The following is a 20,933-nucleotide window of genomic DNA, read 5'->3' as shown; positions in this document are numbered from 1 at the left end:
ACAATCCGAGGCCCGTCCGGTCAGCGCCGGACGGGCACGCACCGGTACCTTCGTGCGTTGCCAGTACTGACGGCGCCGTCATCCCGTGGTGGGTGACGTGTCGGTCCGTCCGCCCTTTTCGTCATGCCCCAGGAGGCACCACCGATGTCGGTCCCGCGCCCGGTCGAAGCCGCTGACCAGCAGCGAGGGGAGGAGATCCTCGCCGTGTTCGGCACCGCCTTCGGTGCGCTGCTCGCCGCCGACCCGGCGGCGTTCCAGGTCAAATTCCGCAAGATGGCCGCCTCCGCCTTCGCCTTCTACCGAGGCACCGCCTGCCTGTTCTACAACGACCTGGAGCGGGAGCAGCACGGCGGACCGTATCTGGACGAGCGCACCGGCCGGGTCTGGATCCACGGCGATCTGCATGCCGAGAACTTCGGCACGTACATGGACGCGAACGGCCGGCTGATCTTCAACGTCAACGACTTCGACGAGGCTTATGTAGGACCGTTCACCTGGGACCTCAAGCGTCTCGCCGCCTCCCTGGCGCTGATCGGCTACACGAAGGCCCTCAGCGACGAGCAGATCAGCGAGCTGGTGCGGATCTACGCCGCCGCCTACCGCGAGCGGATCCACGCGCTCGCCACGGGCGCGAAGAACGACGAGGTGCCGCCGTTCACGCTGGACACGGCGAACGGCCCGCTTCTGGACGCGCTGCGCGACGCCCGCTCGCTGACCCGTTTCGCGCTGCTCGACTCGATGACCGAGATCCGTGACTTCGAGCGCCGTTTCTCGCCGGGCGGCGGCTCCATCGAGCTGGACGCGGCCACCCGCTACAAGGTCCTGGCGGCCTTCGACGGCTATCTGGAGACCCTGCCGGAGTCCAGCCTGACCCGCCCCGACTCCTACCGGGTGAAGGACGTGGTGGGGCGGCGCGGCATCGGCATCGGTTCGGCGGGCCTGCCCTCGTACAACATCCTTCTGGAGGGCAACAGCGACGCCCTGGAGAACGACGTCGTGATCTATCTCAAGCAGGCGCAGACCCCCGCGGTCTCCCGGCACATCACCGACGAACGGGTGCGCGGCTACTTCCAGCACGAGGGCCATCGCACGGTCATCTCGCAGCGCGCGCTCCAGGCGCACGCCGACCCGTGGCTCGGCTGGACCGAGCTGGACGGCGCGGGCCAGTTGGTCGCCGAGGTCTCCCCGTACGCGGTCGATCTCGACTGGTCGGACCTCGACGACCCGGCCGAGATCGCCGCCGTCGTCGCCGACCTCGGCCGCGCGACGGCCACGATGCACGGCGCGGCGGACGACGAGAGCGGCCACTCGCTGGTGCCCTTCTCCACGGAGAGGGCCATCGACGCGGCGATCGCGGCCGATGAGGAGGGCTTCTCCGAGGTGCTGGTGGAGTTCGCCCACAGCTACGGGGCGCGGGCCCGCGCGGACCACCAGATCTTCGTGGACCTCTTCCGCAACGGCCGGCTCGCCGGCAACTGACCCGACAGCCCCGGCCCGCCCCGCCCCCGGCCCGATCCGACCGGAGCGGCCTGATCCGACCGGGGCCGCAGGGACCTTAAGGACCCCTTACAGGCACCCATGGCACACTCGGCGGCAATGGACATATCAGCGGCACGGCTCAGGGCGCTGCGGGCGGCATTGTTCACGGCACTGGCCGTGACGCTGTCCGCCGGCTCCCATGTGCTGCTGTCGCAGGCGCCACTGCCGCTGTCCGTCGTCGCCGTCCTGTGCGCCGTGGTGTTCCCGGTCTCGTACGCCCTCGCGGGCCGCGAGCGGGGCTTCTGGCGCATCGCGGCCCTGCTCGTCCCGCTGGAACTGGCAGCGGACACGATCTTCACCACCGGCCAGAACGTGTGTTACGGCCCCGCCGGCGGTCCCGTCGCGGGATCGCTGCGTTCGGTCGGCTTCGACGTCCTGTGCGGCGGCAGCTTCGGCTCCCCGCTGCCCGGCGTCTCGTCGGTCGCCTCGCCCGACAGCGCGGCGGCCACCCTGCTCGGCTCCCCCGATCCCGCGCTCCCGTGGCTGCTTCTCGCCGCGCATGTCGCGATCGGTCTGCTCGCCGCGCTCTGGCTGCGCCGGGGCGAGGCCGCGCTGGCGGGCGTCGTGCGGGCGATCGCCGGATTCGCCTTCCGGCCGCTGCTGGTCGCGGTCGCCGTGGCCGGTACGGTCCGCCGTACCGTACGGCGCGTCCCGCGCCCCACCGGCCTCCCGCGCGCCTCCCGTACGCGCCTGTTCGCCCACTCCGTCGGACGACGGGGACCACCGCGCTCGGCCCTTCTCCCGGCCTAGAGCCCCATCGGCAGCCGCTTCCGGCCGCCGTACGTCCCCGCGTAGCAGCGCACCCGTAACCCCCCGCGCCTGCGCGTCTCGTTCGACCCCACACGGAGTGACCCACCATGAGCGCACGCAACAGCAACGCCAACAAGGCCGCCGCCCGCGAGCGGCTGCGCGAGGAGCGCCAGCGGCAGGCGAGGAAGGACCGGGCCCGCCGCCAGGTCGTCGTCGCCGGATCCACCGTCGCCATCCTGGCGATCGCCGGAGGTGTCGGCTTCGCCGTCGTCCAGGCGAACAAGCCCTCGCACTGGGAGGCGGCCAAGGACACGAAGTCCGTCACCGCCCCGAAGAACACCTCCGGCCCGAACGGCACGACCGTCGTCATCGGCAAGCCCGAGGCGAAGAAGACCCTGGAGCTGTACGAGGACTCCCGCTGCCCGATCTGCGCGACCTTCGAGCAGAAGGTCGGCGCCACCATCCAGAAGGACGTCGACGCGGGCAAGTACAAGATCAAGTACATCGGCGCCACGTTCATCGACAACTCGGACAACGGCGAGGGCTCGAAGAACGCGCTGTCCGCCCTGGGCGCCGCGCTCGACGTCAGCCCCGAGGCGTTCACGGCGTACAAGACCGCGCTCTACTCGGCGCAGAACCACCCCTCCGAGAGCGACGACAAGTTCGCCGACGACAGCGCGTTGCTCAAAATCGCCGATCAGGTCGACGCGTTGAAGGGGAACGCGGCGTTCAAGAAGAACGTCGAGAACGGGACGTTCGACGCCTGGGCGATGAAGATGTCGGCCACGTTCGACAGCAGCAGCGTGCAGGGCACCCCGACGCTCCGGATGGACGGAAAGACCATCACGGCGGAGGGCAGCGACAACGCCCCGCAGACGGTCCCGGAGTACACCGCGGCGATCACGAAGGCGCTCGCGGCGTAACGGCACGGGCCGGTCCGGGTGACCCCGGACCGGCCCGCCTCGTCCCGTACGCCTATGCCTACGCCCGGTCGTCCAGCGACTCGATGAAGGCCAGCCCGGTGCGCCAGGTCAGCTCGGCGGCCCGCTCGTCGTAGTCGGGGAGGTCCGGGTCGGTGTAGAGATGCCCGGGGCCCTGGTAGCGGTAGATCTCCACGTCCGCCCCGATCTCCCGCATCCGCAGATACCAGGCGGTCAGCCAGTCGTGCGGCTCGGACACGTCCGGGTCGGCGACATGCAGTTGTACGGGCAGGTCGTCCACCGACGCGTTCGCCGCGATGTCCGACGTGCCGTGCATCAGCAGCAGCCCGCGGGCCTTCGAGTCCCCCAGCGCCAGCGTCTGCGCGACGGATCCTCCAAAGGAGAATCCCGCGTACACCAGACCGCGCTCCGAGTACGGCGCCACGGCGAGGACGGCGCGCCTGAGCAGTTCGTCGGCGCCGATCTTGTCCTTGAGCGCCCTGCCCTCCTCGGCGGTCTCGGCGGTTTGGCCCTCGAAAAGGTCGGGCACGTGCACGTGGTGTCCGGCAGCGCGCAGCCGTTCGGCCCCCGCGTGCACCGCCGGGCGCAGCCCGTAGACCGAATGAAAGAGAACGACGTCCATCCGGCCATCCTGCCAGGTGGGCCCCCTCGTCCGAATCCGGAGCCATGGAGAACGTACTGCGACCGCTGACCGTGCTGGGTGGCGCGGTCGTCCTGACACTGTTGCTCGGCTGGGTCGTCGACCTAGCGCTGCGCCGCGCGGACGCCCGGCACCCGGAAACCCCGCTGTGGGGCCTGCTGCGCCCCTGCCGGCTGCCGCTCCAGGTCGTCCTTCTGACCGCCCTGCTGCGCGCCACCTACCACGAGACCGGGTGGTGGGCCGTGGACGACCACCAGGCCGGCATCGGTCAACTGCTGACGCTGGTGCTGATCGCCACCGGTGCCTGGCTGATCGTGCGCATCGTGTCGGCCGCCGTGGAGTCGACGTACGCCCGCTACGCGACAGCGGCCCGCGACCGCGCGAAGCTGCGCCGGGTCCGTACGCAGGTGACGCTGATCATGCGCATCGTGACCGCCGTGGTCGTGGTGGTGGCGGTCGCGTCGATCCTGCTCACGTTCCCCGGGATGCGGACGATCGGCACGTCCATGCTGGCCTCCGCGGGCATCATCGGCATCGTCGCCGGCGTCGCGGCGCAGTCCACGCTCGGCAATCTCTTCGCCGGCTTCCAGATCGCCTTCGGCGACATGGTGCGGATCGGCGACACGGTCGTGGTCGACGGCGAGTGGGGTGTGGTCGAGGAGGTGACGCTCACCTTCCTGGCGGTACGGACGTGGGACGAGCGCCGGATCACAATGCCGGTGTCGTACTTCACGAGCAAGCCGTTCGAGAACTGGTCGCGCGGCGGTGTCCAGATGACCGGCACGGTCTTCCTCCAGCTCGACCACACGGCACCGGTGCGGCTGATGCGCGAGAAGCTGCACGAGATCCTTCAGGACTGTGCGGCCTGGGACGGCCGGGACTGGTCTCTGGCCGTCACCGACACCACCCCGAGCACGATCGAGGTGCGGGCCGTCGTCACGGCGAAGGACGCGGACGACATCTGGACGGCGCGCTGTGCCGTGCGCGAGCAGTTGATCGCGTGGCTGACCGACGAGCATCCGTACGCGCTGCCGCGAATAGCGACCGCGCAGGCGGCGGAGCTCCCGGCCCAGGGGAGGAACGGCGCCGTGGGTCGCTCCGAGGCGCACCACGAGCCGGACCCGGCGGTGACCGAGAACGCCGACGGCGACCCGCGCACCGGCCGCGGCTGACGAACCGCCGGACGGCCGGCTCGCAGCGGCGGTCGAGAAGGCCCGTCGAGCGGGCGAGCGGGAGACCCGGCCGCGCTTGGTGATCAAGCCCGGCGGGGACGCGGATCTGCATCCTGGCCGCCTGCTCCCACCGGCCCGACGCCCGCCAGGTGGACATCGTGTTCGGCGGGTCCACCGACCACGCCGATCACGCACTCGACGGCCGGGCGGACGTGGCGCTGTCGTATGTGCCGTTCGACGACCTGACCGGGCTGGGTCACGAGACGCCGCCACGCCGGAAAGGCGTCCGTGGCAACGGGGTTCCCGGCCACGCGGGGCTGAGCCCGTACCGCCAACTACCTCAGGTGGGAAACGGCTCAGTGCATGCTGCGTACGTCCAGATATCTCAGCACCCGGTCCACGACCTCCGGGTTCGCGTTCGGTTCGCTGCGCGCCGCCAGCACCTCGTGCCGGGCAGCCGACATCATCTCGCGCTGGATCCGCTGGAGGGTCTTGACCCGTTGGCTGCGCTTGGCGAACCAGTCGCGCCGCTCGTCGTCCACGACGTCCGGGCTGATCCTCGCGCCGATGTCGAACGCCCCGCGCGCCAGACGCTCACTCAACTCCTCGGGCAGGTCCTCGACTTCCTGGATCTCCTTGAGGCGGCGCTTGGCCGCCTTGGCGGCGCGCACGGCCAGTTCGTGTTCGAATCCGCGCTCGGCGTCGGTATCGGCGCTCACGCCGAGACGTTTCACCAGCCACGGCAGGGTGAGCCCCTGGAAGACGAGCGTCGTCATGATGACGGCGAAGGCGATGAAGATGATCTCCTCACGGCCGGGGAAGGGTGCCCCGTCGTCGGTCTTGAGGGGGATGGCCAGCGCCAGCGCGACCGAGGCGACCCCGCGCATCCCGGCCCACCACATGATGACGGTCTCGCGCCAGCTCATCGGGATCTCCTCGTCGTAGTCCCGGAGTTTGTGCAGCCGCTTGGTGACCCACACCGCGGGCAGCAGCCACAGCAGCCGTACGCCGACGACCACCCCGATGATCGCCGCCGACCAGCCGAGCGTCTGCCCGAGATGGTCGCCCGCGGTGCCGAACGCGTTGTGCAGTTCGAGCCCGACGAGGCCGAAGGCGATGCCCGTGACGAGGATGTCGACGACCTCCCAGAAGGTGTTCCCGGCGAGCCGTCCCATCACGTCGTCGGCGTCGGCCGTGTGCTCGGCGAGGAACAGCGCGGTGGTCAGGACGGCGAGGACACCGGAGCCGTACAGCTCCTCGGCGATGACGTAACTGACGAACGGCACCAGCAGACTCAGGCCCACCTGGAGGGGCGCGTCGCCGAGCAGCGCCATGAGCTTGTTGGAGAGCCAGCCGAGTGCGACGCCCACGACGAGCGCGACCACGGCGGAGAGCACCAGCGCCCCGGCCGCGTCCGGCCACGAGAAGCTGCCGCTGACCACCGCGGCGATGGCCACGTGGTAGAGCACGATCGCCGTGACGTCGTTGAACAGCCCTTCGCCCTCCAGGATGGAGATGAGCCGCCGCGGCAGCCCCAGGGATCCCGCGACGGCTGTCGCGGCGACCGGGTCGGGCGGTGCGACGAGCGCGCCGAGGACGAACGCGGCGGCGAGCGGCAGTCCGGGGACGACGGCGTTGGCCACGGTCGCCACCGCCGCCATCGTGACGAAGACCAGTGCCACGGCGAGCAGGAGGATCGGCCGCAGATTGGCGGTGAACTGCCGCCAGGAGGTGCGCTGTACGGCCGCGTACAGCAGGGGCGGCAGCAGCAGCGGAAGGATGAAGTCCGGCGGCACGTCGATGTTCGGTACGAAGGGCAGCAGCGCCATGACGACCCCGAGGATGGTCATCAGCACGGGCGACGGCAGATTGAGCCGTTCCCCGAGCGGCACCGTCACCACGGCGCCCAGCAACAGCACGAGCAGCAGCGCCAACTGGGCCACGGTGCGCCCTCCGAGAGTCGTGAGCCCTGACGATCAAGGCTTCTCAACCCTGCCACGGGCACCCCCGAATCCCACCGAGGCGCTGCACCTCGCGGCCCGCTTCCGGACCGCGAGGAGACGTTTCGCCGGCTACCGGCGGTCCGCTAGCGGACCCGGTCCCGGATCCAGACTCCGGCCTCCTTGAGTACGCCGGTGCCCGAGAACTTGCCCGCGTTGCAGGAGCCTTCCTTGAAGACGGCTCCGGAGCGGTGGTCGTCGGAGTAGTTCCAGTTGGTCCAGGAGATGTTCTTGCGCTTCATCAGGTCGAGGAAGCGCTGCGACTGGGCGAAGTCGTTGGCGCCCTCGCCCGCGTAGTTCTGGGTGCCGAACTCGGTGACGAAGACGGGCAGTCGGTCCGAGGCCCGGTCGAGCGCCGCCAGATACTCCTCACGGTGCGAGGCCGCGTAGAAGTGGAAGGTGTACATGATGTTGGAGGCGTTGACGGGGTTGTTCACGACCTCCTTCTCGTCGGCGCCGTCGGAGACACCGAACGAGGACCAGGCGCGGGTGCCGACGAGGACGACGGCGTCGGGGTCCTGGGCCCGGATGACGGGGATGATCTTCTCCGCGTACGACTTGACGGTCGACCAGCTCACGTCGGACGGCTCGTTGGCGATCTCGTAGAGGACACCGGGGCTGTCCTTGTACTTCTTCGCCATGGCGGTGAAGAAGGTCTTCGCCCGTTCGAGGTTGTAGTTGGGGTCACCGGGGCTGAGCATGTGCCAGTCGATCACCGCGTACATCCCGCGCTTGTTCGCGCCGTCCACGAACTTCTGGGCGAGCGAGGTGAAGCGTGCCGGGTCGGTCTCGTAACCGCCCTCCTGTACGTATGTGGAAACACGTAGCACGTCGGCCTGCCACTCGTTCGCGAGGACGTCGAGCGAGCCGTCGGTGACGCACTGGGAGTACCACTGGGTGCCGTGCGTGCTCATGCCGCGCAACTGCACGGCCTGGCCCTGGCTGTTACACAGGCGGGTGCCGCAGACCTTGAGCTGGCCGTTGTCGCTGATGGGGGACGCGGCGCCGGCGGGTGCCGCGGTGCCGGTGGTGGCGGTGGTGGCGCCCGCCCTCATCGGGGACAGCATGGCGGTGACGATGCCGAGCGCGGAGAGCGCGAGGAGGGTCCGACGACCGCGGCGTCCTCGGTCGGGGGAGGCGGGGTGCTTGGGCATGGGGGTGGTGCTCCCTTCGGGTGGGGTCCGGTACGGGAGTTCAACTGTCGGAGACATGACAGCGAGTGAGTGAAAGTTAAGGTTGTTTCCAATCACCGTCAAGAGTGTTGGGAAAGTTTCCTAACGATTCACTCGCGGACGCCGCCCAAGACCACCTCAAGCACCCTGATCACCCCGATCACGCCACATCCCGCCGCGCCCCGCTACAGCACGCGCCGCATCCCCCGGTGCCCGATCCCCACGGACTCGTACTCCGCGCCGTACGCCTCGTACCCCAGCCGCTCGTAGAACCCCAGCGCCCGCGTCTGCGCGTGCAGCTCCACCACCAGCAGCCCGCGCTCGCGCGCCACGTCCTCGACCGCCCTCACCAGCGCCACACCGATCCCGAGGCCGCGCGCCTGCTTGACCACCGCGAGCCGGCCGAGCGAGCCCACCGTCGGATCACCGCCGGTCCGGTCCGCCGCCTGGGGCCCGTACAGCAGCCTCGACGTACCGAGCGGCACCCCGTCCTCGCGCACCGCCAGCACATGCGCGGCGGCGTCCAGGGCGTCGTGCGAGTCGAACTCCAGGTCACGGGGCACCTGTTGCTCCGCGACGAAGACCTGCCCGTGCACCTCGAAACACGCCTCACGGTCGGCCGCGCCGACGGCGGGCCGGATCTCGTACACGGTCATACGTTGCTCTCGGCGCGCACCTTGTCCAGCGCCTGCTGCAAATCGTCCGGATACGTGCTCTCGAACTCCACCCACCGGCCGTCCGACGGATGCTCGAAGCCCAGCTTCATCGCGTGCAGCCACTGCCTGGTCAGCCCCAGCCGCTTCGCCAGTGTCGGGTCGGCGCCGTACGTCAGATCGCCCACGCACGGGTGGCGGTGGGCCGCCATGTGCACCCGGATCTGGTGCGTACGGCCCGTCTCCAGCTTGATGTCCAGCAGCGAGGCGGAGCGGAACGCCTCGATCAGGTCGTAGTGCGTGATCGACGGCTTGCCCTCGGCGGTCACGGCGAACTTGTAGTCGTGGTTCGGGTGCCGCCCGATGGGCGCGTCGATGGTGCCGCTCATCGGGTCCGGGTGGCCCTGCACCAGCGCGTGGTAGCGCTTGTCGACGATCCGCTCCTTGAACTGCGCCTTGAGCGAGGTGTACGCGCGCTCCGACTTGGCCACGGCCATCAGCCCGGAGGTGCCGACGTCCAGCCGGTGCACGACGCCCTGCCGCTCGGCCGCGCCGGAGGTGGAGACGCGGTAGCCGGCGGCGGCCAGACCGCCGATGACGGTCGTGCCCGTCCAGCCGGGGCTCGGGTGCGCGGCCACGCCGACCGGCTTGACGACCACGACGATGTCGTCGTCGTCGTACACGATCTCCATGCCCTCGACGGGCTCGGCCACGACCCGCACCGGGGCGGCGGGCTCGGGCATCTCCACTTCCAGCCAGGCGCCGCCGCGCACCCGTTCGGACTTGGCGACGACAGCCCCGTCGACCTGCACCTTCCCGGCGGCGGCCAGCTCGGCCGCCTTCGTACGGGAAAACCCGAACATGCGGGCGATGGCGGCGTCGACGCGCTCGCCCTCGAGGCCATCGGGAACGGGCAGGGTGCGGATATCGGGAACAGTACTCACCCGTCGAGTATGCCTTGCCCACACCGCCTGACCGCCCACGGACAGCGTGCGCAGCCCCGCGAGAGGGGCGTCAGTCGCGGTGGACGGTGCCGTCGGGGTCGAGACCGCGGAAGGACAGGATCACGATCAGGAAGCCACCGCAGACGATCGCGGTGTCGGCGAGATTGAACACCGCGAAGTTCGCCGGCGCGATGAAGTCCACGACGGCGCCCTTGAACACACCCGGCTCACGGAAGATCCGGTCGGTGAGATTGCCCAGCGCCCCACCGAGCAGCAGACCGAGCGCGACGGCCCACGGCCCGCTGTAGAGCTTGCGGGCCAGCCGCGCGATCACCACGATCACGGTCGCCGCGACGAACGTGAAGAAGACGGTGTACGCCTCGCCGATACCGAAGGCCGCGCCCGCGTTGCGCACCGCCTCGAACTTCAGCAGATCACCGATGACGTGGATGGCATCGTGGTGCTCCAGCTTCGCCACCACGAGCATCTTGCTGCCGAGGTCGAGCAGGTAGGCCACCAGGGCCACGGAGAACAGCGCGACGATCTTGCGCTTTCCCCGGACCGGCCCGGCGGGAGCCGCGCCCTCGTCGTCAACATCCGGCGTACCGATGACGCGCTCCGCCTCTGCCACGTGAGTCCCTCAAGTTAGATCCCGATTAGCGTCGAGGGTACGGCACACACGTACGGTCTCAGCCGCGCCTTTCCTGCTTCTGCTTGTCCTCGACGCACAGCGTGGCCCGCGGAAACGCCTGCATCCTGGCCTTGCCGATGGGCTTGCCGCAGACCTCGCAGAGGCCGTACGTACCGGCGTCGAGGCGCTGCAGCGCACGCTCCGTCTGCTCCACCATCTCGCGCGCGTTCGCGGCGAGGGACATCTCGTGCTCGCGGGTGATGTTCTTGGTGCCGGTGTCGGCGTCGTCGTCGCCCGCGCCGTCGCCGGAGTCGCGCATCAGCCCGACGAGGGCCTGCTCCGACGAGGCGATCTCGGCGTTCAGCCGGGCCGCCTCGCTCTCCAGTCCGGCCCGCGCCTCGGCGACCTCCTCCTCGGTCCACGGATCCTCGCCGGGTCGTACGGCGAGCTCCGCGGCGGAGGTGGCGCCACGCGCCGGGGGCACCGCGGTCGCCGTACCACCCGTGGCCGCCGCCGGCCCCTTACCCGCTGTCTTCTTCGCTGCCACCGTCTTGGCTCCCGTCTGTTCCGCGGCCTCGGCCGCCCCCTCGGCCGCGGACGCGGCCCTTTTCGCGGCCTTCTTGGCGGCAACCTTCTTAGGAGGCGCCGTCTTCCTGGCCGCGGTCTTCTTCGCAGGTGCCTGGTGCTCCGGCTCGGCCGCGGTGGTCTCCTGCGCGGCCGGTGCGTGCGTCGCCGGTGTCTGTCGCTCCGGTGCCTTCGTCGCCGACGTCTTCTCGGCAGTCGCCTTCTTGGCGGCTGTCTTCTTGGCCGTTGCCTTCTTCACAGCCGTTTTCTTGGCCGCTGTCTTCTTCGCGGCGGTCTTCTTCGCCACCATGCCGCGGCCCCTTCACATTTTGTGATCTTGCACGCGAGTCGTGCTGGGACGATAAATCGACACCAGCCACGCGGCAACGGGGCACGCCGCCGGTGGGACCCGCCTCCGCCGGTGACAAGGCGAGCCTCCATCGGTTGTGCCCAGCTCCCCGCCGGGTAATCCGCCTCACGGGCCGCTCGGGGAAGTCCGCGGGCCGCTGCGGACCATTCGGGTAAGCGCCGGCGCCACACGCCGCACAGCCCCGCACAGGCCCCGCTCCCGCCCCGTGACGCGCCCGGGTCCCCCGCGCGGGACCCGGAAAAGCGGTCGGCCGCGCCTGTCACAGCCCCGTACACTGGGCCCAGCGAGAGGCGTGGATGGGGACGAGTAGCTTCGAGAGCGGCCATGAGCGACCCGGGGACGGTGCGAGCCCGGGGGCACGGCGCGAAGTGAAGCATCACCCCGGAGCCGCCGGAAGAAAGCCCCGGCAGTACTACGCGGGGTGAGTAGACCCGGCAGCGCGACCCCAATGAGGGGGCCGAGGGCGGCGACGCCCGGGGCCAAGGAGGGTGGTACCGCGGGAGCCGGTGGCTCTCGTCCCTCCGACGGAGATGCCGCAGTTCCGTTGGAGGAGTTTCAGCCCATGACGCCACCGCAGTACAGCCAGGTGCCGGCCCAGGTCGACCTGCCCGCTCTTGAGCACGCCGTGCTCGACTTCTGGCGTGAGAACAAGATCTTCGACAAGACCCTGGCACAGTCCGAGGGCCGCCCCGAGTGGGTCTTCTACGAAGGCCCGCCGACCGCCAACGGCATGCCCGGCGCCCATCACATCGAGGCCCGCGTCTTCAAGGACGTCTTCCCGCGTTTCCGTACGATGCGCGGCTACCACGTCGCCCGTAAGGCCGGCTGGGACTGCCACGGTCTGCCCGTGGAGATCGCCGTCGAGAAGGAGCTGGGCTTCGCCGGCAAGCAGGACATCGAGAAGTACGGCATCGCGGAGTTCAACGAGAAGTGCCGCGAGTCGGTGACCCGGCACACGGACGCCTTCGCCGAGCTGACGACCCGCATGGGCTACTGGGTCGATCTGGACGACGCGTACCGGACGATGGACCCGGAGTACATCGAATCCGTCTGGTGGTCGTTGAAGGAGATCTTCAACAAGGGCCTGCTCGTCCAGGACCACCGCGTCGCCCCCTGGTGCCCGCGTGACCAGACGAGCCTGTCCGACCACGAGCTGGCACAGGGCTACGAGACGATCGTCGACCCGTCCGTCTTCGTCCGCTTCCCGCTGACCTCCGGCCCCCTGGCGGGCGACGCGGCCCTCCTGGTCTGGACGACCACGCCCTGGACCCTGGTGTCCAACACGGCGGTCGCCGCCCATCCCGACGTCACCTATGTGGTCGCGACGAACGGCACCGAGAAACTTGTCGTCGCGGAACCTCTGTTGGAGAAGGCGCTCGGCGAGGACGGCTGGGAGCTGACCGGCGAGCGGTTCACAGGTCGCGAGATGGAGCGCTGGACGTACGAGCGCCCGTTCTCGCTCATCGAGTTCCCCGAGGGCTCGCAGGCGCACTACGTCGTCAACGCGGAGTACGTGACGACGGAGGACGGTACGGGTCTGGTCCACCAGTCCCCCGCGTTCGGCGCGGACGACCTGGTGGTCTGCAAGGCGTACGGCCTCCCGGTGGTCAACCCGGTCCGCCCCGACGGCACGTTCGAGGCGGACGTACCGCTGGTCGGCGGCGTCTTCTTCAAGAAGGCGGACGAAGCGCTCACCGCGGACCTGGCCGAACGCGGGCTGCTGTTCCGTCATGTGCCGTACGAGCACAGCTATCCGCACTGCTGGCGCTGCCACACGGCACTGCTCTACTACGCGCAGCCGTCCTGGTACATCCGTACAACCGCCGTCAAGGACCGCCTTCTTGAGGAGAACGAGAAGACCAACTGGTTCCCGGACTCGGTCAAGCACGGCCGGTACGGCGACTGGCTGAACAACAACGTCGACTGGTCGCTGTCCCGTAACCGCTACTGGGGCACCCCGCTGCCCATCTGGCACTGCGAGGACGGGCACCTCACCTGCGTGGGCTCGCGCGCCGAACTGACCGAGCTGAGCGGCCAGGACCAGTCGTCGCTCGACCCGCACCGCCCGTTCATCGACGCGGTGACCTTCCCCTGCCCGACCTGCGGACAGACCGCGACGCGCGTCCCCGAGGTCATCGACGCCTGGTACGACTCCGGTTCGATGCCGTTCGCGCAGTGGGGGTATCCGTACAAGAACAAGGACCTCTTCGAAAAGCGCTACCCCGCGCAGTTCATCTCGGAGGCCATCGACCAGACACGCGGCTGGTTCTACACGCTGATGGCCGTGGGCACCCTCGTCTTCGACAAGTCGAGCTACGAGAACGTGGTCTGCCTCGGGCACATCCTCGCCGAGGACGGCCGCAAGATGTCCAAGCACCTGGGCAACATCCTCCAGCCGATCCCGCTGATGGACCAGCACGGCGCGGACGCGGTGCGGTGGTTCATGGCGGCGGGCGGCTCGCCCTGGGCGGCACGGCGGGTCGGTGACACGACGATCCAGGAGGTCGTCCGCAAGACACTGCTGACGTACTGGAACACGGTCGCCTTCCAGGCGCTGTACGCGCGCACGTCCGGCTGGGCGCCGTCGGCCGCCGACCCGGCGCCGGCCGAGCGGCCCGTGCTGGACCGCTGGTTGCTGAGCGAGCTGCACGCGCTGGTCGACCAGAGCACGAAGGCGATGGACGCGTACGACACCCAGCGGATCGGCAAGCTGCTGTCGGCGTTCGTGGACGACCTGTCCAACTGGTACGTACGCCGCTCCCGCCGCCGCTTCTGGCAGGGCGACAAGGCGGCCCTGCGCACGCTGCACGAGGTCGTCGAGACGGTCACCCGCCTGATGGCGCCCCTCACCCCGTTCATCACCGAGCGGGTCTGGCAGGACGTGGTCGTCACGGTCACGCCCGACGCGCCCGGGTCGGTGCACCTGTCGTCCTGGCCCGAGGCTGATCTGTCGGCGATCGACCCGGCGCTGTCCCGCCAAATGGCGCTGGTACGGCGGCTGGTGGAGCTGGGCCGCGCGACACGGGCCGAGTCGGGCGTCAAGACGCGCCAGCCGCTGTCCCGCGCGCTGGTGGCGGCGGCGGGCTTCGAGACGCTGTCGCCGGAACTGCGCGCGCAGATCACCGAGGAACTGAACGTCTCGTCGCTGGCGGCGTTGTCGGAGGTCGGCGGCTCACTCGTCGACACGACGGCGAAGGCGAACTTCCGGGCGCTGGGCAAGCGGTTCGGCAAGGGAGTCCAGGCGGTGGCGAAGGCGGTCGCCGACACGGACGCGGCGGCGCTGTCCGCGGCACTGCGTGATGGCACGGCGTCGGTCACGGTCGACGGCGAGCCGGTCTCGCTCGCGCCGGACGAGGTGATCATCACGGAGACACCCCGCGAGGGCTGGTCGGTCGCGTCCGACTCGGGCGCGACGGTGGCGCTGGACCTGGAGATCACCCCGGAACTGCGCCTGGCGGGCCTGGCCCGCGACGCGATCCGCCTGATCCAGGAGGCCCGCAAGAACAGCGGCCTGGACGTCGCGGACCGTATCGCCGTCCGCTGGTCTTCCACAACGCCCGAGACCCACTCGGCCCTGTCGACCCACGCGTCGCTGATCTCGGACGAGGTCCTGGCGGTGGACTTCACCCCGGCGGCCCCGGACGCGACGTTCGGCCCACCGTTCACGGACGAGGGCCTGTCGCTGACGTTCCACCTGCGCAAGGTCTGACGGCGGGGGGCGGGAGCCTGGGGGCCGCTGCGCGGAGCGGTCCCCCTCCCCGCCCCTTCCCGAAACCGGGGGCAGGCCCCCGGACCCCAACTGCCGTGCGACGACAGGCAGCCCGGTCCCGTACCTGACCGCGAACCGCCGCAGGGCGGCGCGCAGTCGCCCCGCCCGGCAGGGGCTCGGGCCGCCCCCGCACCAACCCAACGGCCCCAGCCCGCCAGGGCCAAGACCGGTCACTGCGCAACGGCATCGTGCTCGAGCCAGCCCGGCACCAACCCAACGGCCGCAGCCCGCCGGCGCCGAGGCCGGTCGCCACGCAACGGCAACAGCCACACCCCGGCCACCAAAGCCAAGGGCACCGCAGTCCCGGCCGACCCCAACCCGCCAAAGCCAAGACCGGCCACCGCCAACGGCATCCGGCTCGAACCAGCCCCAGCCCCGCACCAACCCAACGGCCCTGGCCCGCCGGCGCCAAGACCAGCCGCCGCCCAACGGCGCGAAGCAGTGGCCCGGCCCGCCAGGCCCGCAACGGCAACAACCACACAGAGGCCGCCGCCCAACGGCATCCGACTCAAGCCGCCCCCGCACCAACCCAACGGCCCCAGCCCCCCAGGGCCGAGGCCGACCAGCCGCGTAGCGGCGTGTACCCGCCGCGCGGGCAGGGGGTCCGGGGGCCCGCCCCCGGTTTCGGGAAGGGGCGGGGAGGGGCAACGGCCCGCGCAAGCGGAAAAGGGCCGGGCCCGGGGGAAAACCCCGGGCCCGGCCCTTCAGCCTGCCGACGGCTGTGCGCGACGACCGCGCCCAGCGCCCGTCAGTTGTCGTCCTCGTCGATCAGGAACCCACGCATCGGCGACGGAGCCTGCTGCATCGGCTGCATGGGCTGCGGCGCCTGCGGCCGGACCGGTGCCATCGGCTGGGTCATCGCCGGGGACATCTGCTGCTGGTTCCCGTACGACGGTCCGCCCGACGACGGTCCGTGCCCGCCGCCCATGGACGGGTTGCCGCCCATGGTGTGCCCCATCGCGCCCGCACCGGCCGGTGCCATGGACGGCGACGGCGGCAGTGAGGCCGCGGCCGGCGTACGCGGCGGGGCCAGCGAGTCGTCGGCCTGGGTCTCCAACTGACGGAGCTGGCTCTCCAGGTAGGACTTCAGCCGCGTCCGGTACTCGCGCTCGAAGCCGCGCAGGTCTTCGACCTTGCGCTCCAGCGTCGCGCGCGCGGACTCCAGGGAGCCCATCGCCACACGGTGCTTCTCCTGCGCGTCCCGCTCAAGGGCGTCCGCCTTCGCACGGGCGTCCCGCTCCAGACCCTCGGCACGCGAACGCGCCTCGCCGACAATCTTGTTGGCCTCGGAACGGGCCTCCGCGATCGCCTGGTCGGCGGTCTGCTGCGCGAGCGAGAGCACACGCGCGGCGCTGTCGCCGCCGGGTCCGCCCTGGCCGGGCTGCGGGCCGTGCCCCATGGGGCCGCCCATCGGACCACCCATGGGTCCGCCCTGCATCTGGCCGCCCTGCATCTGACCCTGCATCGGTCCACCCTGCATCTGGCCCTGCATGGGGCCGCCCTGCATGGGACCGGGACCGTGCTGACCCTGCGGGCCGGGACCGTGGCCGGGGTGTCCACCCGGGCCGGGTCCGTGTCCGCCGGGGCCGGCCGGAAGCTGCGGGGGCCCACCGGGCAGTTGGGGCTGGCCCATCTGCGGGGGCTGCTGCTGGACGGGGGGTCCGGATATGGCGGCGGGGACAGGGGCACCCGGCCGCTCCTGCTGCTCGGGCGGCTTACGCATCCCTTGCTGCTGCTGTTGCTGCTGCTGGTTCTGCGCGGCGGCACGCGTCGCGGCGGCCAGCTTGGCGCGCAGGTCCTCGTTCTCGCGAAGCAGGCGCGTCAGTTCGGCCTCGACCTCGTCTAGAAAGGCATCGACCTCGTCCTCGTCGTAGCCTTCTCGGAGGCGGACGGTCGTGAACTGCTTGTTCCGCACGTCCTCGGGGGTCAACGGCATCTCTTCTTCACCTCTACGTAGTCGTCGGCAGTCGGCAAGACCGTATCGTTCACATTCCCCTCGCAAGGCCGCTGACGACCGAGATGAGGATGTACACGATGATCATCAGAACGAAGAAGGACAGGTCGAGTGCCACGCCCCCGAGACGCAGCGGCGGAATGAACCGCCGCAGAAGCTTGAGCGGTGGATCGGTGACAGTGTAGGTGGCCTCCAGAACGACCACCATCGCCTTGCCGGGCTGCCATGAGCGGGCGAATTGGAAGACGTAATCCATGACCAGCCGGAAGATCAGCACGATGAGGAAGCACACCAGCGCGATGTAGACCACCTGTAGCGCAACGCTCATCCCGCGCTTCCCTCTCCCCTGGCTTCTCTGGTCCGGCCTCGCGGCCGGGTCGTTCCCGGTGTCGAATCTCAGCTCTGGTTGAAGAACCCGCCCTCTGCGATTCGGGCCTTGTCCTCCGCCGTGACGTCGACGTTAGCAGGCGACAACAGGAACACCTTCTGCGTCACGCGCTCAATGCTGCCATGGAGACCGAAGACAAGTCCCGCGGCAAAGTCGACAAGTCGCTTCGCATCGGTGTCGTCCATCTCGGTCAGATTCATGATCACCGGGGTGCCCTCACGGAAGTGTTCCCCGATGGTACGGGCCTCGTTGTAGGTCCGCGGGTGCAGCGTGGTGATGCGGTACGGCTCTCGCTCGGACACGACCTTGGGCATGATCACTGGCGCGTTCTTCTCCAGGCTGGGGCGTTCAGGTGTGATAGATGCCACGGGGGCGATTCGGGCCGGACGTCCGCTTTCTGCCGCTACCGGCACCGGCTGACGCTCCCGTTCACGCTGCGGGGGCGGCTGCACCACTCGTACTGGTTCGTCCCGTTCGACCTGGTGCACCGGCTGGTGGCGCCGGTGTTCACGCTCGGGTTCGGGCTCGGGTTCGAAGTCGTCATCGGGGTCGAACCCCCGGCCGTCGTACCCATCGTCCTCCACGAGGCCGAGGTAGACCGCCATCTTGCGCATCGCGCCGGCCATTCTCTGAGTCCTCCGCTCTGTGGTGGATCGGCCTCGTCACCAAGTGCCCTCGATCCACGCGGCCTTTCCGCCTTTCGGCGGAAATGACCATATTTTGTGCTGTGGTCCGACTTGCTTTGCGACGTTACCCGAGCCGGGGGCGGACTCCGAGTACCGCCGTACCGACGCGCACATGTGTCGCTCCGGCCGTCACGGCGGCTTCGAGGTCCGCACTCATCCCTGCTGACACCATGTTCGCAGCAGGATGCGCCGCGCGCAGCAGGGATGACAATTCCAGCAGCCGCTCGAACGCGGCCCGTTCGCGATTCGCGTACGGCCCGGCGAGGGGCGCGACGGTCATGAGACCGTCCAGCCGCAGCCCCGGGGCCTCGGCCACCGCCGCCGCCAACTCCTCGATCCCGTCCGGGGCCACACCCCCGCGCTCGCCCCGCGCACCGGAGTCCGCGTCGAGCGCGACCTGGATCAGGGCGCCGAGTTCACGCTCCGCGCGCACCGCCGCGGCGGACAGCGCCGAGACGAGTTTCAGCCGGTCGACAGACTGCACGACATCGGCGTAACCGACCACGGAACGGACTTTGTTGGTCTGCAACTGACCCACGAAGTGCCATGTCAGTGACAGATCCGCGCACGCGGCGGCTTTGGGCGCCGCGTCCTGGTCCCGGTTCTCGGCGACATGCCGCACACCGAGTTCATGCAGCAGCCGCACATCGCTCGCCGGATAGGTCTTGGTGACCACGATCAGGGTCACTTCGTCCCGGTTCCGCCCGGCCGCCGCGCAGGCGGACGCGATACGTGTCTCCACGTTGTGAAGATTCTCGGCGAGTTCGCTCGCACGGTCCGTCATGACGCTCCCAGCCAGACATATCCGGCGAGCCGGCCGGTGGTGCGGTCGCGGCGGTACGAGAAATGGTCGGCGGATTCGACGGTGCAGATCCGCGAGCGGTGCCGGTCCTCGACCCCGAGCGCGGCGAGCTGCGCGTGCACCCCGGCGGCGACGTCGACGGAGGGGGTGCCCCAACTCGTCTCGGACCACGACTGCGGTACGGCGGCGGCGACTTCGGCCCGCATGGCGTCGGGGACCTCGTAACAGCGTCCGCAGACGGCGGGCCCGGTGCGGGCGGTGATCCGGGCGGGCTCGGCGCCCCGTGCGACCATCGCCTCGACGGCGGCCGGGACGACTCCCGCGAGAAGTCCGGGGCGTCCGGCGTGCGCGGCGGCGGCGACTCCCGCCACCGGGTCGGCCAGCAGGACCGGGACGCAGTCGGCGGTGAGTACGGCGAGTGCGAGCCCCCGGCGGGCGGTGACCACCGCGTCGACAGCGGGGATCCCGTCCGAGTTCCAGGGCTTTTCGACAACGGCGACGTCCCGGCCGTGCACCTGGTTCATCCAGACGACCCGCGCCGCGTCGAGTCCGAGGGATTCGGCGGCGGCGGTCCTGTTCGCGCGTACGGCGGCGGGGTCGTCGCCGACCGCGCCGCCGAGGTTGAGCTGCTCGTACGGAGCGGCGCTCACCCCGCCCCACCTGTCGGTGAAGGCGAAATGGGCGCCGCTCGTAGAGGTCAACGCGTCGTGCTGTCCTATCACTTCAAGAAGTCCGGAACGTCCAGCTCTTCGGCCTGGGTGTCCTGGTACGGACGGGCCGGCGGGACGTGCGGCGGCGAAACCGGCGGCAGCGACTTCTCGTTGACCGCCGGGGCCGGCTCGGGGGCGGGCGCCTCGTCGCGCGAGGGGACCGTGCCGAGTCCGCCGGAGGGGCGGCCCGAGTCGGACTCGGGGGCGGAGGGACGGTACGACGGCTGGTCGTCCCGCTTGGCCGAGGTCAGTCCGGTCTCGCGGCGGGTCGGCGGCTGTCCGCCGTCGAACCCGGCCGCGATCACGGTGACCCGTACCTCGTCACCGAGGGCGTCGTCGATGACGGCGCCGAAGATGATGTTGGCCTCGGGGTGCGCGGCCTCGCTCACCAGTTGCGCGGCCTCGTTGATCTCGAAGAGACCGAGGTCGGAACCGCCGGAGATGGAGAGCAGCACGCCACGCGCGCCGTCGATGGACGCTTCGAGGAGCGGCGAGGAGATCGCCATCTCCGCGGCGGCCACCGCGCGGTCGTCGCCACGCGCCGAACCGATGCCCATGAGGGCCGATCCGGCCTCGGACATCACGGACTTGACGTCGGCGAAGTCGAGGTTGATCAGGCCCGGCGTGGTGATGAGGTCGGTGATGCCCTGGACACCCGAGAGCAGTACCTGGTCCGCGGACTTGAACGCGTCCAGGACGCTGACCTGACGGTCCGAGATGGACAGCAGGCGGTCGTTGGGGATGACGATGAGGGTGTCGACCTCTTCGCGGAGTTCGGCGATGCCGTCCTCCGCCTGGTTCGCGCGCCGGCGGCCCTCGAAGGTGAAGGGCCGGGTGACGACGCCGATGGTGAGGGCGCCGAGCGAGCGGGCGATGTTGGCGACGACGGGAGCGCCGCCGGTGCCGGTTCCACCGCCTTCGCCGGCGGTGACGAAGACCATGTCGGCCCCCTTGAGGACCTCCTCGATCTCCTCGCGGTGGTCCTCTGCCGCCTTGCGGCCGACTGCCGGGTTCGCTCCGGCGCCGAGGCCACGGGTGAGTTCGCGGCCGACGTCGAGTTTGACGTCGGCGTCGCTCATCAACAGGGCTTGTGCGTCGGTGTTGATCGCGATGAACTCGACGCCCTTGAGGCCGACCTCGATCATTCGGTTGATGGCATTGACACCACCGCCGCCGACACCGATGACCTTGATGACTGCGAGGTAGTTCTGCGGTGCTGCCACGTCGAAGGCCTCTCGCCTCGAGTTA

The 20,933-nt window shown here is 70.1% G+C and carries 18 protein-coding genes; 5 read left to right on the top strand and 13 right to left on the bottom strand.

Translation table 11 applies throughout. From position 1 onward, the window contains the following. The first annotated feature begins 144 nt into the window (after window positions 1-144). The 3 genes from OG329_RS32560 to OG329_RS32550 all read left to right on the top strand — a co-directional run bounded on the left by OG329_RS32560 (window position 145) and on the right by OG329_RS32550 (window position 3,212). Window positions 145-1,479 (top strand): DUF2252 domain-containing protein, encoded by a 1,335-nt coding sequence (locus OG329_RS32560; RefSeq protein ID WP_405799970.1) that lies wholly within the window; start codon window positions 145-147, stop codon window positions 1,477-1,479. A 117-nt stretch (window positions 1,480-1,596) separates the two neighbouring features. Then, window positions 1,597-2,289, top strand: a complete 693-nt coding sequence (locus OG329_RS32555) for a hypothetical protein (protein ID WP_405799968.1) — start codon at window positions 1,597-1,599, stop codon at window positions 2,287-2,289. A gap of 107 nt (window positions 2,290-2,396) precedes the next feature. Next, window positions 2,397-3,212 carry a DsbA family protein gene (locus OG329_RS32550; RefSeq protein ID WP_405799966.1) on the top strand — a complete coding sequence of 272 codons (816 nt, stop codon included), beginning with the start codon at window positions 2,397-2,399 and terminating at the stop codon, window positions 3,210-3,212. Window positions 3,213-3,270: 58 nt separating this feature from the next. On the opposite strand, the gene OG329_RS32545 is transcribed toward OG329_RS32550, so the two are convergent. Beyond that, entirely contained in the window at window positions 3,271-3,852 is a 582-nt protein-coding gene (locus tag OG329_RS32545) for a dienelactone hydrolase family protein (RefSeq protein WP_405799964.1), read from the bottom strand. Window positions 3,853-3,896: 44 nt separating this feature from the next. Here OG329_RS32545 and OG329_RS32540 point away from each other — a divergent pair, with 44 nt between their 5' ends. Next, window positions 3,897-5,042 carry a mechanosensitive ion channel family protein gene (locus OG329_RS32540; protein ID WP_405799963.1) on the top strand — a complete coding sequence of 382 codons (1,146 nt, stop codon included), beginning with the start codon at window positions 3,897-3,899 and terminating at the stop codon, window positions 5,040-5,042. 356 nt (window positions 5,043-5,398) lie between these two features. Here the strand turns inward: OG329_RS32540 and OG329_RS32535 are convergent, their stop codons facing one another. The 6 genes from OG329_RS32535 to OG329_RS32510 form a co-directional block, all read right to left on the bottom strand. Further along, window positions 5,399-6,985 (bottom strand): Na+/H+ antiporter, encoded by a 1,587-nt coding sequence (locus tag OG329_RS32535; protein ID WP_405799961.1) that lies wholly within the window; start codon window positions 6,983-6,985, stop codon window positions 5,399-5,401. Between the two features lie 143 nt (window positions 6,986-7,128). Then, on the bottom strand, window positions 7,129-8,196 hold the full coding sequence (locus OG329_RS32530; RefSeq protein WP_405799960.1) for a glycoside hydrolase family 5 protein: 1,068 nt from the start codon (window positions 8,194-8,196) through the stop codon (window positions 7,129-7,131). 203 nt (window positions 8,197-8,399) lie between these two features. Further along, window positions 8,400-8,870 (bottom strand): GNAT family N-acetyltransferase, encoded by a 471-nt coding sequence (locus OG329_RS32525; RefSeq protein WP_405799958.1) that lies wholly within the window; start codon window positions 8,868-8,870, stop codon window positions 8,400-8,402. Continuing rightward, window positions 8,867-9,811, bottom strand: coding sequence for an RluA family pseudouridine synthase (locus tag OG329_RS32520; protein ID WP_405799956.1), 945 nt, complete (start codon window positions 9,809-9,811; stop codon window positions 8,867-8,869). Before OG329_RS32520 ends, OG329_RS32525 begins: the two co-directional genes overlap by 4 nt. Window positions 9,812-9,881: 70 nt before the next feature. After that, the gene (lspA, locus tag OG329_RS32515; protein ID WP_405799954.1) at window positions 9,882-10,442 is read right to left on the bottom strand and encodes a signal peptidase II; all 561 of its coding nucleotides are present in this window, start codon (window positions 10,440-10,442) and stop codon (window positions 9,882-9,884) included. 58 nt (window positions 10,443-10,500) lie between these two features. Further along, window positions 10,501-11,316, bottom strand: coding sequence for a TraR/DksA family transcriptional regulator (locus tag OG329_RS32510; RefSeq protein WP_405799952.1), 816 nt, complete (start codon window positions 11,314-11,316; stop codon window positions 10,501-10,503). Window positions 11,317-11,938: 622 nt separating this feature from the next. Between OG329_RS32510 and ileS the strand changes: the two genes are divergently transcribed. Further along, window positions 11,939-15,085: an isoleucine--tRNA ligase gene (gene ileS, locus OG329_RS32505; protein WP_405799950.1), complete on the top strand. Its 3,147-nt coding sequence runs from the start codon at window positions 11,939-11,941 to the stop codon at window positions 15,083-15,085. 808 nt (window positions 15,086-15,893) lie between these two features. Here ileS and OG329_RS32500 read toward each other — a convergent pair. From OG329_RS32500 to ftsZ, 6 genes are all read right to left on the bottom strand, one after another. Continuing rightward, on the bottom strand, window positions 15,894-17,081 hold the full coding sequence (locus OG329_RS32500; protein WP_405799949.1) for a DivIVA domain-containing protein: 1,188 nt from the start codon (window positions 17,079-17,081) through the stop codon (window positions 15,894-15,896). Between the two features lie 49 nt (window positions 17,082-17,130). Continuing rightward, window positions 17,131-17,427, bottom strand: a complete 297-nt coding sequence (locus OG329_RS32495; RefSeq protein WP_189107884.1) for a YggT family protein — start codon at window positions 17,425-17,427, stop codon at window positions 17,131-17,133. 68 nt (window positions 17,428-17,495) lie between these two features. Next, on the bottom strand, window positions 17,496-18,113 hold the full coding sequence (locus OG329_RS32490) for a cell division protein SepF (RefSeq protein WP_031231917.1): 618 nt from the start codon (window positions 18,111-18,113) through the stop codon (window positions 17,496-17,498). A 124-nt stretch (window positions 18,114-18,237) separates the two neighbouring features. Continuing rightward, window positions 18,238-18,957: a YggS family pyridoxal phosphate-dependent enzyme gene (locus OG329_RS32485; protein ID WP_405799948.1), complete on the bottom strand. Its 720-nt coding sequence runs from the start codon at window positions 18,955-18,957 to the stop codon at window positions 18,238-18,240. Further along, complete coding sequence (pgeF, locus tag OG329_RS32480) at window positions 18,954-19,697, bottom strand: peptidoglycan editing factor PgeF (protein WP_405799946.1); 744 nt, start codon at window positions 19,695-19,697, stop codon at window positions 18,954-18,956. The genes OG329_RS32485 and pgeF overlap by 4 nt, the downstream gene beginning before the upstream one ends. After that, window positions 19,694-20,908, bottom strand: coding sequence for a cell division protein FtsZ (ftsZ, locus tag OG329_RS32475; protein ID WP_405619045.1), 1,215 nt, complete (start codon window positions 20,906-20,908; stop codon window positions 19,694-19,696). Before ftsZ ends, pgeF begins: the two co-directional genes overlap by 4 nt. Window positions 20,909-20,933: the final 25 nt, after the last annotated feature.

Source organism: Streptomyces sp. NBC_01506, assembly GCF_045040295.1.
GTDB lineage: Bacteria > Actinomycetota > Actinomycetes > Streptomycetales > Streptomycetaceae > Streptomyces.
Note: the sequence above shows the minus strand (reverse complement) of the source record. Positions and strands in the feature narration are given on the sequence as shown.